General features: G+C 48.0%; 13 protein-coding genes. 8 read left to right on the plus strand and 5 right to left on the minus strand.

The window, feature by feature from the left end:
• The 8 genes from A0G03_RS19175 to A0G03_RS19215 form a co-directional block, all read left to right on the plus strand.
• A partial coding sequence (locus tag A0G03_RS19175; protein ID WP_279628615.1) for a transketolase-like TK C-terminal-containing protein occupies positions 1-328 on the plus strand: 328 nt, incomplete at its 5' end.
• A gap of 315 nt (positions 329-643) precedes the next feature.
• Positions 644-2,563 carry a beta-glucoside-specific PTS transporter subunit IIABC gene (locus A0G03_RS19185; protein WP_048259006.1) on the plus strand — a complete coding sequence of 640 codons (1,920 nt, stop codon included), beginning with the start codon at positions 644-646 and terminating at the stop codon, positions 2,561-2,563.
• A gap of 190 nt (positions 2,564-2,753) precedes the next feature.
• Positions 2,754-4,181, plus strand: a complete 1,428-nt coding sequence (locus tag A0G03_RS19190; protein ID WP_048258866.1) for a glycoside hydrolase family 1 protein — start codon at positions 2,754-2,756, stop codon at positions 4,179-4,181.
• 148 nt (positions 4,182-4,329) lie between these two features.
• The gene (licT, locus tag A0G03_RS19195) at positions 4,330-5,178 is read left to right on the plus strand and encodes a BglG family transcription antiterminator LicT (RefSeq protein WP_080965214.1); all 849 of its coding nucleotides are present in this window, start codon (positions 4,330-4,332) and stop codon (positions 5,176-5,178) included.
• Positions 5,179-5,589: 411 nt separating this feature from the next.
• Positions 5,590-6,486 carry an ABC transporter substrate-binding protein gene (locus A0G03_RS19200; protein ID WP_048258865.1) on the plus strand — a complete coding sequence of 299 codons (897 nt, stop codon included), beginning with the start codon at positions 5,590-5,592 and terminating at the stop codon, positions 6,484-6,486.
• Entirely contained in the window at positions 6,483-7,427 is a 945-nt protein-coding gene (locus A0G03_RS19205; RefSeq protein ID WP_048258864.1) for an amino acid ABC transporter permease, read from the plus strand. The genes A0G03_RS19200 and A0G03_RS19205 overlap by 4 nt, the downstream gene beginning before the upstream one ends.
• A 74-nt stretch (positions 7,428-7,501) precedes the next feature.
• The gene (locus A0G03_RS19210) at positions 7,502-8,263 is read left to right on the plus strand and encodes an amino acid ABC transporter ATP-binding protein (RefSeq protein ID WP_048258863.1); all 762 of its coding nucleotides are present in this window, start codon (positions 7,502-7,504) and stop codon (positions 8,261-8,263) included.
• A 136-nt stretch (positions 8,264-8,399) separates the two neighbouring features.
• A complete protein-coding gene (locus A0G03_RS19215) occupies positions 8,400-9,431 on the plus strand; it encodes a LacI family DNA-binding transcriptional regulator (RefSeq protein ID WP_048258862.1) in 1,032 nt (343 codons plus the stop codon).
• A 116-nt stretch (positions 9,432-9,547) separates the two neighbouring features.
• On the opposite strand, the gene A0G03_RS19220 is transcribed toward A0G03_RS19215, so the two are convergent.
• From A0G03_RS19220 to A0G03_RS19240, 5 genes are all read right to left on the minus strand, one after another.
• Positions 9,548-11,071, minus strand: coding sequence for a glycosyl hydrolase 53 family protein (locus A0G03_RS19220; RefSeq protein WP_048258861.1), 1,524 nt, complete (start codon positions 11,069-11,071; stop codon positions 9,548-9,550).
• 348 nt (positions 11,072-11,419) lie between these two features.
• Positions 11,420-12,505: an ABC transporter ATP-binding protein gene (locus A0G03_RS19225; protein ID WP_048258860.1), complete on the minus strand. Its 1,086-nt coding sequence runs from the start codon at positions 12,503-12,505 to the stop codon at positions 11,420-11,422.
• A gap of 36 nt (positions 12,506-12,541) precedes the next feature.
• The gene (locus tag A0G03_RS19230) at positions 12,542-13,354 is read right to left on the minus strand and encodes a carbohydrate ABC transporter permease (protein ID WP_048258859.1); all 813 of its coding nucleotides are present in this window, start codon (positions 13,352-13,354) and stop codon (positions 12,542-12,544) included.
• Between the two features lies 1 nt (position 13,355).
• Positions 13,356-14,237 (minus strand): carbohydrate ABC transporter permease, encoded by an 882-nt coding sequence (locus tag A0G03_RS19235; RefSeq protein ID WP_048258858.1) that lies wholly within the window; start codon positions 14,235-14,237, stop codon positions 13,356-13,358.
• 63 nt (positions 14,238-14,300) lie between these two features.
• Positions 14,301-15,566, minus strand: coding sequence for an extracellular solute-binding protein (locus A0G03_RS19240; protein WP_048258857.1), 1,266 nt, complete (start codon positions 15,564-15,566; stop codon positions 14,301-14,303).
• Positions 15,567-15,640 lie beyond the last annotated feature (74 nt).

Raw genomic sequence — 15,640 nt, forward strand, 5'->3', positions numbered from 1 at the left:
CACCGGCTCTGAAGTCGAGCTGGCTGTTGGTGCGTACGATAAACTGACTGCCGCTGGCCGCAAGGTGCGCGTGGTGTCGATGCCGTCAACGGATGCATTCGACAAGCAGGATGCGGCTTACCGTGAAGCAGTACTGCCGAAAGCGGTAGCGGCGCGTGTAGCGATTGAAGCGGGTATCGCAGACTACTGGTTCAAGTACGTCGGCCTGAACGGCGCGATTGTTGGTATGACGAGCTTCGGCGAGTCGGCTCCGGCTGAACTGTTGTTCGAAGAATTCGGCTTCACCGTGGATAACGTGGTCGCAAAAGCGCTGGCGCTGCTGAGTTAGTATTGTGATGGGTTATATTGCAGCGAAGTAAGACTGCGATATAACCCGCAAAAGGATCGTAAACGGCGATATTGTTTGTGATCCAGATCAATTAATTCACCTGAGTACATTGCATGACTCTGGCGCCGCATGCTGATATTGCGGCGCAACACAACACGTTGCACCAGCCTATTTTTATCGCGGCGTGCTACTGCTACGGCAGGCAAGACCAAAGTAAAAATGCATTTCCTCTTTTTAAGAGGTGCATTTTTATTTTGGTCTTTTTTTTTGGCCTAATTGGCGTCAACACAGGGTGAAACTATGAATTATCAAAAAATGAATTATCAAAAACTTGGGGTCGACATACTCGCGTTGAGCGGCGGCAAGCAGAATGTCAGCAAACTGACCCACTGCGCCACTCGTTTACGTTTTGAGTTCAACGATAGCCATGCCGTACAGGCAGAAGCGATTGCCAAACTCCCCGGCGTCATCAGTGTCGTCGATCGCGGCGGTCAGTTTCAGGTGGTGATCGGCAACGACGTTCAAATCACCTACCGGGCGATTTTGAACGAGATTGGCGAGATGAATAGCCAGCGCAGTACCGCTAGCAAAGATCGGCAGAAGAAAGGCGGCATTTTTACGCAAATCATCAGCGTAATTTCCACCACCTTCACCCCCGTTATTCCAGCGATTACCGGCGCGGGGATGATCAAAGCGCTGCTGGCGATCCTCAAACTGACCGGATTAATTTCCGCCGACAGCACGACTTATCGCCTGCTAGACACCATCTCCGATGCGGCCTTCTTCTTCCTCCCCGTGCTGCTGGCCTACGGTGCCTCCATCAAGTTCGCCTGTAACCCGATTCTGGCGATGACGATTGCGGGTGCCTTGCTGCACCCAAATCTGGCTCAGTTACTCGCATCAGGCGGGCCGATCAGTTTTATCGGTATTCCCGTTCGGCTGGCGGACTATGCCGGATCGGTGTTACCGATCATCCTCACCGTGTGGATCATGTCCTACATCGAGCGCTTCGCTGAAAAAATTTCGCCCTCGATGATCACCTTTTTCACCAAGCCAATGATCGTGCTGCTGTTTACCGCACCGTTGGCGCTGGTAGTGATTGGGCCTTTCGGTATTTTCCTCAACGATTTAGTCGCCAGCGGTGCTGCCATTATTGACGGAAAGGCAAGCTGGCTCATTCCGATGTTGATGGGTGGCCTGCAACCGTTCCTGGTGATCACTGGTACGGCCTGGGCGATGACGCCGATTGCCACCTCGCAGCTTACCCGCAACGGTTTCGAGATGATTAACGGTCCCGGCATGCTGGCTTCAAACATTGCTCAGGGTGCCGCCACACTGTGCGTCGCGTTTAAAACCAAGAACAAGAATCTGAAACAGCTGGCTTCTTCTGCGGGTTTCACCGCCCTGCTGGGTATAACCGAACCTTCCTTATACGGGGTAACGCTGAAACTGAAGAAACCGCTGATTGCCGCCATGATTGGCGGGGGCTGTGCGGGCATCTATGCCGGTTTAGCGGGTCTGGTTCGCTACGCCTTCGTCTCACCGGGGCTGGCAGCACTGCCTGCTTTTATTGGTGAAAACCCGATGAACATCGTACATGCGCTGATCACCTGCGCCATTGCGATTGTCGTCACGTTTGCGCTCACCTGGATTATGGGATTCGACGATCCGGTGGATGAAGCTGACAACGCCCAAACCGACTCGACCCAATCAGACGCGTGCCAATCTGTACCAGCAGTTGATACCACACAAAACTCGCAGGCCACAGAAGGACACACTGAACCGCAAGCTATTCTCAGCCCGCTGTCCGGCAAGCTGGTCGCGCTGAGCGACATCAACGATGACGTATTCTCACAGGGATTACTGGGGCAAGGCGTTGCGATTATTCCAGACAACGGTGAAGTCGTCGCGCCCATCAGTGGCGAGATCATCACGTTCCTTGAGTCCAAACATGCTGTCGGTATCCGCGCGGATAACGGTCTGGAATTACTGATTCATGTCGGTCTCGATACCGTGAACCTCAACGGTAAGCATTTTACCGGCTATATCAAACCGGGCGACCGTGTCACCGCTGGAGACAGGTTAATTAGCTTCGATCTGCATGAGATAACGCGTTTGGGCTATGACCCGATTACGCCAGTCGTGATCATCAACAGCGATGAATACGCTAGCGTCGTCTGCACCGCGCCACAGCCGATCGCTCCGATGGATACCATCATTAACGTGAACGCTTGATCGCCCATATACACTAAATAATTCAAGTTGCAGGAAGGCGGCAAGGGAAGGAATCCCGATGAGCTTACTCAGGTAAGTGATTCGGGTGACTGAACGCAGTTAACGCACATGCAGCTTGAAGTATGACGGGTATAGAGGCATTGGGTGCCCTACCCAATGCCTCTACCGTCTTTCTTGATGTGAGAAAAATATGCACTATCAACAGCAAAAACATTTCCCAGCAGGCTTTCTGTGGGGAGCGTCGACATCGGCTTATCAGGTTGAAGGTGGCTGGCAGGCCGATGGGAAAAGCCCGTCGATCATTGATAAGTGTCAGCACCCGGAAAACACCGCTGACTTCACCGTAGCCAGCGATCACTACCATCGGTTTAAAGACGATGTGCAACTTTTTGCGGAGCTGGGATTGAAGGCTTACCGTTTCTCTATCGCCTGGACGCGTATTCTTCCCGATGGCACCGGTGCAGTAAATCCGCTGGGCATCGCGTTTTACAACGAGCTAATTGATGAGCTGAACGCGCACGGTATCGAACCGGTCGTCACGCTCTATCATTTCGATTTGCCTTATTGTCTTGAGGCACAGGGCGGCTGGCAAAATCGCGCCACGATTGATGCCTTTGTTCACTACGCCCGCACGCTATTTACGCATTTCGGTGACAAGGTTAAATACTGGCTAACGATTAATGAGCAGAACACCATGATTCTGCATCCCGGCGCAATTGGCTTGCCGGAAGGCGGCGTTTTGCCATCCAAAAAAGCTCTGTATCAGCAGAATCACCACATGATGCTCGCGCAGGCGCAGGTCATGGCGTTGTGTCACGAACTCGCACCCAACGGTTTGATTGGTCCGGCGATCAACACCACATCGATGTATCAGGCCACCAGCAAACCGGAAGACGCTATCGCTGCGCACAACTGGGAAACGCTGCGCTGCTGGAGCTTTCTGGATGTCGCTGTGCACGGTCGCTACAACGCGCTGGCCTGGCGTTATCTGGAAGATCGTGGTTTGGCTCCGGAGACATTACCCGGCGATGACGAGATCCTACAGTCAGGAAAGCCCGACTACGTGGCGATCAATTACTATTCCACCGCAACCATTGCCGCTAGCAAAGGCGATGCATCGGACGTCAGCGCCCGCGCGGGCGATCAGCAAATCATGCTGGGTGAACCCGGCGTCTATCGCGCGGCGGAAAATCCGCACGTTGATAAAACGCCCTATGGCTGGGTCATCGATCCTGTTGGCTTGCGCTTAACATTACGTAAAACCTACGAGCGCTACCATCTGCCGATATTGATTACAGAAAACGGTATGGGCGCGCCGGATAAACTTGAGGCAGACGGTACAATCAACGATCAATACCGTATCGATTTTATTGCCCGTCATATTGAACAAATGCAGCTCGCCATCAGCGATGGCGTTGATCTGATTGGCTATTGTCCGTGGTCGGCGATCGATGTGGTCAGCACCCATCAAGGCTACGGTAAGCGCTACGGGTTTATTTATGTGAACCGCGATGAATTCGATCTGAAAGACCTGCGCCGTATCAAAAAGAAAAGTTTTTACTGGTATCAGGGTGTCATAGCATCAAACGGTGCGCAGTTATTTCCCTGCGAGCCCTAATGCTGATGCCCCAGAACACCGTGTTAAAACGGGGATAAGCCCTACTCTGAATCACTTATGTTGCGGGACCACCACCCGCAACATGAAAGAGAAGAAATAGGTTATTATTTCACTCACGTTCCCACTGATATCACTCAAGAAACGCATGATGGCTGAACCGATAAAAGCAATAAAAATACTGAACAATAGCCTGGTGTTATCTTCTGATGCAGATAACAACGAAATCATTGTCATGGGAAAAGGGATCGGTTTTAACAGCAAGACCGGAGATATTCTCGATCCTGCCAAAATTGAGAAAACCTTTATTCTCAAGGATGGCACGTCACCACGTGAATTTGCCCGTTTGATTGAGCACGTCGGGGAAGAATATGTTCACATCGTGAATAAGATTATTGATGATGCGAACCGACAGCTTCATGGCCGCTTGAGCGAGCAGGTCTTTTTTACGCTGATCGACCATATCAGCTTTGCGATTGAGCGTTATCGCAAAGGCATCAGCATACAAAATCGTCTGCTTTATGAGGTAAAGCGGTTCTACCCGCAGGAATTTGCGATTGCCTCGCGGGCACTCAACGACATTAACCAGCAGATGACGCTGGAATTGCCAGAAGAGGAAGCGGGCAATATCGCGTTTCATTTAGTCAACGCGCAAACCGACGTCCAGAATATGGAGAACACGCTCCAGTCGGTCAAGATGCTGAAAGATATCTTTAATATCATCCAGTACAACTTCCATATCGTGATTGATAAAGAATCGATTAACTACTCACGCTTCCTGACGCACATGCAATTCTTTATCCAGCGCCTGTTGGAAAACAGCCTGATTCATTCAAATGATGATTTTATTTTTGATCAGGTCACCAAAGAATATCCTGATGCTTATAAATGCAGCCGGCTGATCAAAGACTATATTCACAACCTGCTCAATATCGACATTTCTAACGACGAAATGCTGTACCTGATTATTCATATCGTCCGTATCGCTCCGCAAGAGTAAGCCTCACCCATTAGCCAGGCGAAACGCTGCTGTTGGGTAGAGTCTTTGCTATTAGCATCTGGCAGAGCATCGGGTATATCTGCTGTTCATCTTTGCTTTGCGATATTTCTTCTTTAGTCTTCATACTGAAGTGTGAACAATAAAACGTCTTCTATCACTCTGTTTATTAAAGATAAAAAATACCTCACCTACTTTTTCTTGCAAAAACAAAAGTAACAAAATCGCCCTCTTATAACTTATAACCTTTTTTTATTTGTCCGGTTTTACCCTGAAGATTAAAAGAGAAAGGTGTCAAAAAATGCCGTTTGGCAAATCACATACCGCATCAGTCCCTTTTCTTTTGATAAGAGAAATGCATTTATTTTTCCATGTCCGATGAAACGGACATGCTAATTAATCTGGGTAAAGATAATGAAAAAAAACCTGTTTGCCTTTCCATTACTGATGCTTGCCGTATTACCGCCTGTCTTCTCTGCCGATCAAAACGTCCCCACGACTCGCACCTTTCAGATACAGCCCGATGCGGCCTTAAAAGCAAAAGTGCCAGAGGCCGTCTTACAAAAAGGATTTATCGTGGCAGGCACCAACCCCAATACGCCACCAACCACCTTTTATCAGGAAGATAATAAAACGCTGGCAGGCCGCGAGATCGATATCATGAACGCGATTGGCGACCGGCTGGGCGTACCGGTGAACTGGCACGATACCGGTGGGTTCGACAATATTATTCCCGGTTTAAAATCAGGCCGTTACGATGTGGCACTGTCGAATATCAATGCAACACCGAAGCGCCTTGAGCAGATCGACTTCATCGGCTATTTCAACGCGTCAAAACTGGCCATCATTTCCCTTAAAGACGCTAACGTCGCGCCATTTACCTCCCTAAGCGCACTGTGCGGTAAAGACATTGGCGCAGGGGCCGGTACCACTCAGCTACTGCGCTTGCAAGAAGCCGACAAGCAGTGTGTTGCAGAACAGAAAGACGCGATCAAAATTGCGATCTTCCCCGATCGTCCATCCGGCGTACAGGCGGTGATCAGCGGACGTGTCCCGCTGTTCTTCGGCCCTTATGAGGGGTTACGCTATCAGGTGAGCCAGGTCAAACGGCTAGCCATCAGCGGTGATATCGCCGTCAACGATGCGCCAGTCTCTATTGCGTTTCCTAAAGATTCTGCTCTGGAAGACGCCGTTCAGGCCGCATTGAATTCGCTGATTAAAGACGGCACCTATCAGAAGATTTTGGATAAGTGGGATATCGGATACGGCGCGGTCCCAGAGGCGAAACGTAACGCAGAGATTTTCGGATGAGTGTCCCCTCACCACATCAGGAACTGCATATCGTCGCCAACCGACACTACGGGCGCTGGCTCAGCGCCCTGCTGGTTCTGCTGCTATTGGGCGCTATCGCCCATTCTGTACTGAACAACCCCCGCTTTGAATGGCGGGTCGTTGTGGACAGTTTTACGGAAGACTCCATTCTTCAGGGCGTCATCATGACGCTGAAACTGACCGCAATGTCGGTGGTGTTAGGCTTTGGCGGCGGCACGATACTGGCGCTGATGCGCCTATCCAGCAACCCCGTGCTGGTGGCAGTCAGTTGCGGCTACACTTGGTTTTTCCGTGGCGTCCCCACGCTGGTGCAGCTGTTTCTCTGGTACAACATTGCAGCGCTCTACCCGACGGTTTCACTCTCGCTGCCATTCTTCGGCGAGGTTTTCAGCGTTCCTGGCAATACGCTCATCAGCCCGTTTAATGCCGCCGTGCTGGCGCTGGTTATGCATCAATCTGCGTATGCGGCGGAGATTGTTCGCGCAGGTATTCAGAGCGTCAACCCCGGTCAGTTGGAAGCCGCCAGAGCATTGGGGTACCGTAAACCGCAGATATTCTTCTACACCGTTCTGCCGCAGGCGATGCGCGCCATCCTGCCTCCGGCGGGCAATGAGGTCATCGGCCAACTGAAAACCACAGCGGTGGTTTCGGTGATTTCACTTCAGGATGTGCTGTACTCGGCACAGATCATTTATCAGCGAACCTATGAAGTCATCCCGCTGCTGCTGGTTGCCACTATCTGGTATCTGCTACTGACCTCCGTGCTGTCTGTCGGCCAATACTATGTTGAACGCTATTTCGGCCGTTCGACGCTCAAACGCAACAAGCCAGGTAAAAGCCGCAAACTGCGTGCCGCCAGGTTTACCCAACGTGCTCAGCCAACGAACAGGCCACAGCCCAGCGAATCCCCCAGCACCTGAACCGGCGGGCAATCGCGCATCAACGACTGGCGAACAATGTCATGCACTCAATGAATCATGAAGGAAACGCAACTATGGGCGAGGCCATTACACTACGGAACGTGCGTAAATCCCTGTCGGGAAACCTGATTTTAGATGACATCGATTTGCAGATGGAGGCGGGTTCGGTTACTGCGATTCTGGGTCCGTCCGGCGCGGGTAAATCAACGCTGCTACGCTGTATTAACCACCTCGAAAAGCTCGATGGCGGCACTATTTGCGTTGGCGATACGCTGGTCGGGTATCGGCAGAAAGGCCATCGGCTCTATGAATTGAGTGACAAACAGGTCGCGGCCCAGCGCAGCAAGATTGGTATGGTATTTCAGCACTTTAACCTGTTCCCTCACCGTACCGTGCTGCAAAACGTTAGCGATGCCCCGCTGCGTGTCAAAAAACGCGCTCGGCAGGAGGTGTTCGATCAGGCGTATTCGCTGCTGCGACAGGTTGGACTCGTAGAAAAAGCCGACGATTGGCCGCACCAGCTTTCCGGTGGCCAACAGCAGCGGGTGGCCATTGCCCGCGCCCTCGCCATGAATCCTCAGGTGATGCTCTTTGACGAACCGACTTCGGCGTTAGACCCGGAACTGGTCGGCGAAGTGCTTCAGGTCATTAAAAAGCTGGCGCATTCCGGTATTACGATGGTCATCGTCACACACGAGATCGGTTTCGCCCGTGAGATCGCCGATAACATCGTGTTTATGGAAAATGGCAGAATTGTCGAAACTGGCCCAGTCAGACAGCTACTCGATGCCCCGCAAAACCGCCGTACGCAGGCCTTTTTCTCAACGGTACTGTGACAACGTGGGTACAGTCATTGATATTGGCAACCATCAGATTTCTGACGATTTACTCGTACTTTTGAATAATGAGGATGTTAAATTAATTAATCATTGGCTAATATCCGTTTCATAGGAAAATTATGGAAAATTTTTTGTGACAACGATTAGAGATATTGCCCAAAAAGCGGGAGTGGCGGCATCAACCGTTTCTCGCGTGCTTAATAACGACCCCAGTCTGTCGGTAACCAAAGAAAAACGCCAGCTCATCAAGAACATTGCCCATGAGTTGGCCTATTTATCGCCTACACAACGCAAGCAGCAGAAAAAAAGGTTAGAGAACTCGCTTGTTGTACGATCTCATTTTAAAATGGATAACGACAATTTATTACATCTCGCCGTCGTCCACTTTCTTACGCCTTCTGAAGAACTCAACGATCCTTATTTTACCGCAATGCGCATTGGCATTGAAAATCGCTGCCACCATTTTGCTATTTCGTTGCGAAATATATTCACCACAAACTTATCATCCAATAGTCATACGTTATCTCAGGCGCAGGCGATCATTTGCGTAGGGCATTTTAGCGATGATGACATCGCCTTAATCTATTCATTAAATAAAAACCTGATTTTTATCGATTCGGCTCCCCTCAATAAAAAATGTGACGCCGTGATTTTTGACCGGAAAGCGGCTGCACGCGAAGTATTACACTACATTGTTAAGAGCGGTGCTGAGCGCCCTGCATTCATCGGGAACAATGAGAGTCGGCTGCATGTATTTCAAGAAATAACCCAAAAATACGGTATCTACCATGAATCACGGTGTAAGGTCAGTCAGCTATTCTGTATTGCATCCGGCTATCAGGCGATGAATGAGTTGCTGCAACAAAAAGAATGGCCCGATGTTGTGTTCGCCGCGACAGACATTATCGCTATCGGCGTGTACCGCGCGATTCAAGAGAAAGGCATTTCCATTCCCAGACAAATAAAAGTGATTGGAATGAATGATATCCCCATGGCACAGCACCTCAGCCCCAGCCTAACCACAATGCGACTCTACCCCACTGAAATGGGCGAAGCCGCCGTCGATCTGTTTTTAGAACTCGTGGCGGGACGCCATTATAAGAAACACGTACAGATTGGTTATGACATGGTTTGGCGTGAAAGTTTCACACTCAGCACGATATAACGGTACCTACTTATATATCCGTCATACGTCAAGTTGACTGTGTTGGTTACGCGACTCGGCACACTTACCTGAAAAGATAATGCGGCCACGCAAAGAAATTACGCGGCCGACGGGCATCAATTAGCCGTTATTGTCCACAGCTGATTCCATCCCCCGTTATCATGCCATTGAATACCTGATGCACCATTCTCTATCGAACGGCTGTTAATATCCAAAAGCTTCCCACTGTTCCTATTCAGAATTTTATAATAGCCATCGCCGGCATCCAAAATCAGCCACTGCTGGCTAAAATGACCGGTGTTATACATTTGGAGAATTTGCGCACCATCTTCATTGGCGCTGGAATCAATATCAATGTACTTTCCACTATTAACATTCACCAGATTGAAGTAACCATTGCCAATCGCGTTAAAATAAAAACGCTGACTGTCCCAGTTACCGTCACTGTATTGTTCAACAAATGCGCCGTCTTCATGTGAACCGCTCACGACATTAAGCGATTTACCACTATGCCGATTAGCGATCTTATAACGGGTTCCGTTAATAAAATTGATTTGTGATTCGGCAAACGCGTCCAGTGCTCGGGTAAATTGCAATACATTGGCTGAAACTTGTGTCGTTGCGCCTAATGCATAGCCATCCAGCAGCACATTGGCATTACCCGCAGGTTCCCAATAAAAAACCCCGATGCCTTTATTTCCCGGCACCGCTTTAACAAGATTAATCGTATCCCTAATCGTCCAGTAACTGTCTGTCGGGTTAGTTTCCAAGCCGCCGACTTCAACGACCATGACTTCCTTACCATAGCGGCTCGCCATATCATTGAGGTTGCTAGCCAGTGCGCCGGTGAGCTCCCAATAATTTTTCCCCTCCCAGTAGGGATAGAATGAAAAGCCAATCACATCGGTTTTCCCACCGTGCGTGGTGAGGAAATTGTCAAAAAACCAGCGAGAGTTTGAATTATTATCCCCATGCGCCAAATGGCTGATCACCTTAGAGGAAGGGCTGACCGCTTTAACCGCATCATAGCCCGCATTCAGTAGCTGCGTTAAATTGGCAAACCGACTTGTGCTCCCTTCCGGTAGTAAAATACCCGGGTTCATTTCGTTACCAACCTGCACCCATTCCGGCGTCACGCCAGCGGAAATGAGCGCAGTCATCACCTCATGTGTGTGGTTATAAACGGCCGTAGTTAATTGGCTAATATTGTAGTTCGCCCACGCGGCTGGCTTTATTTGATGACCTGGATCCGCGAAGACATCACTGTAGTGGAAATCTACCATGACACGCATTCCCATCGCTTTGGCACGCTGAGCGGCATCCACCACGCGAGTTTTATCCGTATAACCGAGCATCGTCCAGGTCGTATTATCTTTATGCCATAGTGCACTGGGGTCAGGATTAACGAAAATGCGTAGCCGTACAGAGTTTACGCCGTGATCCCGCAGTATCTGTAATACATCGCGCTGAGCTCCCGCATCGTCACGCCAGGTCACCCCCCGATCTTCCAATTGCTTTACCCAACCAATATCCGCGCCATAAGCAAACGGCTGCGCGGCTTTCGCCACATTGGCTGCCATGAACCCTATAAATAACATTAACAATATAGAGATCATTCCTGAATAATTATTCTTTTTCATTCATTTCTCCTTGAGGCGATACTCTTAAATGGTATTTATCACGTAAATATACCCGTCATACTTCAAGTTACATATGCGTTGGCTGCGTTCACTCGCCCGAATCACTTACTTGAGTAAGCTCATCGGGATTCCTTCCCTTGCCGCCTTTCTGAAACTCGAATTATTTAGGGTATTTCTAGGGACAGATTAAAAACAGAGGACGATATTTATAAAAATAAATATCGCATAGTAAAATAAGCAGCTGATGTGAATACAAACGGCTGCTTAGTTAAATTCATGACTCTTCCACTGAGTCAACGTAGCATTTTCTATGGCGTTATTGATCCCCATACAACCAGTTATTTATAGTTAATTCATTCGCTTCCCATTTTCATCAAAAAAATGCAGATGTTCACTACGACATGTGAGCGGGATCGTTGAGTAAGGCACAATACTATTGTCACCTGACAAATGTACTTTAAAATGATTAACGCCAGAGTAAGTACCAAAAATATACGTGGCATTACCCAGCCTTTCTGTTACTTCGCTATTGATCGACAGGCTGACATCTCCTCCTTCCGGATCAATACTCAGGTGTTCAGGGCGAATACCCACGGTAATTTTCTGATCGACACGCAATCCGTGGCTAGCCAGATTAATGGAAAGCGTATTGAGCTTATTAATCAAGATGCTCACGTTATTTCCTTCAACCTGTAAAACTTCACCGGGTAGAAAATTCATATTCGGCGAACCGATAAAACCGGCGACAAAAATATTTTCTGGCTTATGGTATAGCTCCATCGGCGTCCCGACCTGCTCAATATCCCCCTTGTTTAACACCACGATTTTATCCGCCAACGTCATTGCTTCCACTTGATCGTGCGTCACATAAATCATGGTGTTACGCATTTCCTGATGAAGCTGAGCAATCTGCAAACGCATTTCAACGCGTAATTCGGCGTCAAGGTTCGATAAGGGTTCATCGAATAAGAACACTTTAGGATCGCGCACAATGGCCCGCCCAATCGCAACGCGTTGACGTTGGCCGCCAGATAGCTGTTTCGGTGTCCGATCTAACAAGGCTTCTAGCTGGAGTGTCATCGCAGCCTTTCGCACCATTTTTTCGACTTCAGCTTTGGGGTGCCCGTTCATTCTCAACCCAAACCCCATATTTTCAGCCACCGTCATATGCGGGTACAACGCATATGACTGGAACACCATTGCAATTCCCCGCTCTGCGGGATCGCAATGGTTAACTACGCGATTATCAATATGGATCTCGCCATCCGTTATTTCTTCCAATCCCGCGATCATTCTCAGCAACGTCGATTTACCGCATCCAGACGGGCCAACAAATACCACAAATTCGCCTGAATTAATTTCAAGATTGATACGATGGATCGTTTCCGTCTTATCGTAACGCTTCACTATATTCTTTAGTAAAATATCAGCCATATTGAACCTCAAACTTAATTTTCCATTGCGAGTGTATTACTTCACTGCGCCCGTCATACTGGCAATAAATTGCTTTTGCATGGCGAAGAAGATAAGCAAACTAGGAAGAGTAGAAATAACCGTTCCCACCATAATAAGCCCGAAGTCTGGAGAATAGGCCGAAGCAAAGCTGGATAGCACCAGATTAATCGTCTTTAATTCAGTAGACTGGAGGACAATAAGCGGCCAGAGAAAAGCATTCCATGACGTCATGAAAACAATGATAAACGCAGCAGAATAGCTGGCTCGCATAATTGGCACATAGACATACAGGAAAATTTTCCACTCTGCGACGCTTTCCACGCGGGCAGCATCGATCAACTCTCTCGGAAACGTTTTAGTACACTGCCTAAAGTAGAAAATAATAAATGCCCCTGCCACCGTCGGCATAATCACGGCAAAGTGTGTGTCCAGTAAACCCGCCTTACCAAACATGGTGAAGAGTGGGATCATTAACGCCGCAAACGGAATCATCATCGTCGCTAATAGTGCGACATAGACACGTTCACGATGTTTACTGGAATAAATCTCAAATGCATAACCCGCAATGGAGCACACCACAAGCGTCGATACGGTGCTGATCAGCGCAATTTTTGATGTATTCCAAAATATCAACGCGAGATCCACCTGACTCGTCAAGTTGGTGAAATTGACCACTAGCTGATCGCCAAACGTAAATTTCCCCATATTGATTTGGCTGGTGCTATTGGTACTGGATACCACCATCCAATAGAACGGAAAAAGTGAGAAAATGCTCATCAACACGAGAAAAGCATGCATCAATATGCTGTTAATTTTACTTTTTCTCATATTATCCCTTCCGTGCCGCTTTAAATTGAATCAGCGCCAATATGGCTGAAAAAACGACAATCACGTACGAAACTGTTGCCGCATAACCAAAATTAGGTACAAATTTAAACGACAGATTATAAATATAAAGCGATAATGTCAGGGTCGCATTTGCCGGACCGCCATTCGTGATATTCATGGCTTCATCAAACAACTGTAGTGTACCAATCGTTGATGTCACACTGGTAAAAAGAATGACCGGCTTCAATAATGGTATGGTGATAAAAATAAATTGCTTGATTGGACTAACACCATCGACTCTGGCGGCTTCATAAATCGATTTATCAATATTCTGCATGGCGGAAAGATAAAATATCATATTGTATCCCGTCCAACGCCATGTGATGGCGATAATGATGGTCACCTTCGCCCAGAAAGGATCGGAGAGCCACGGAATAGGATCGTCAATGACATGAATAAACATCAAGAATGAATTAATCACGCCATCCAGTTCAAACATACTCTTAAATAGAATCGAGTAGGCTACCAGCGACGTCACACAGGGTAAAAAAATCGCAATTCTAAACCACTGGCGATATTTAAGCTGCGAAGAATTCAGGCAAGAAGAAATCGCTAATGATAGCAAAATCATAATCGGCACCTGGATCACCAGAAACGTCAGTGTATTCCAAAGCGCCGTTTTAAACATCGGATCATTAAATAAACGAATGATATTTCCCAGGCCGACGAATTGCGTCACCACACCACGGCCAGACTGAAAGGAAAGCCAAAGCGATTTGAAAATAGGGTATATCGTCATTAGGGCAATTAACCCAACAGCTATAGAGACAAACGCCCAGCCGTTGATGTTATAAAGCCTATTCATTTTAGGTTTATACATCATTATCACACCATAGATTTCTGGAGAGAAGTGCCTGGGGACTCGCTGTCCCCAAGCTCAGACTCACTACTGCATAATCTGACTTTTTAATGCAGTTTCGGCGCGTTTTAAAACGTCATCAACAGAATCGCCTTTCAGTAATGCGGGTATTTCAGCGGCAATCGCGTTATCAACTTCCTGGGTATACATACCATAGGAGACCTGTGGGATTTCAGTCACCCATTTAGAGAAATCAGCAAACACGGGCTGCCCACCAAAGAACGGATCTTTTACTGCATAAGCGGGGCCAGAAGTGGCAGGAAGGAAGGTTGCAAGCGCGCCGCGATCAACCAAAAGGGTTTGATACATATCACTATCCGCTGCGAATGTTTTTTTCAGGAATTCAATCGCCTGTTGGGTGTTTTTGCCGTCCTTTAATACATACCAACTCGACCCACCTTGATTAGATGCTCGCACCGCTTTGTCGAGATTTAACCGTGGAATCGGCGCAACACGCCATTTTCCTTTCTGATCTTCGGCACTTTTAATTGAGCCAATCACCCATACACCGGAAACCACACTCGCCGATTTCCCAGCATTAAAACTACCAACAAAACTCGACCAGCCAGAAATAGGACGTGCAATTTTCGCGTCGTTAATCGCTTTAATCGTTTTTAACGTTTCTTTCAATGCCGCGTTTTTGGTGAGATTAATTTGGCCTTGATTATCGAAGAACCATTCTCCACCAGACTGCATCATAATATGAGGAAGAACAACATCGTTCATATCGTAAGTCAGCATATCAACGCCAGTTTTTTCTTTTATCTTCTTGCCGATCTCAATGTATTTATCCCAGGTAATGTTCACCATATCACTCTCTTTATATCCGGCAGCTTCCAGATAATCGAGCCGATAGAACATCCCTGCCACGCCGGAATCAAAGGGAACACCGTAAACCTTATTCCCTATCGTCATCACTTTCGTTTTATAAGGCGCGAACTGACTGTAATCGATGGCATCCTGCAATGGCACAAACGCGTCAGGGTAAGCCTGAAGGTATTTCTGTGCATTATAATCTTCTATAAGCACAATATCAGGAAGAACATTTTTAACCCCAGAAGCCAACATGGTATTTAATTTCTGTTCAATATCTTCTTTACCTGAGTCGATCACTTTCAGGCTGAAACTTGGATCAGCTTTTTTATATATCGATGAAGCTTCATGCATTGCCGCAACATTGAAGTTAGGATCCCAAGCCCATACGGTGACGTCAGCAGCCAGGCTTTGACTCGATAAGCCGAGCGTGAAAAATGAAACTGCAAATAGGGTAGATACTTTATTCTTGATCTTCATCAGCGCAGTCCTTCTTTACTTTTTGTAAAGAGAGAATATGAGTTACTGCATAATGAAGCAACGAGTTACACCGC

This window comes from Pectobacterium peruviense (genome assembly GCF_002847345.1).
Taxonomy (GTDB): domain Bacteria; phylum Pseudomonadota; class Gammaproteobacteria; order Enterobacterales; family Enterobacteriaceae; genus Pectobacterium; species Pectobacterium peruviense.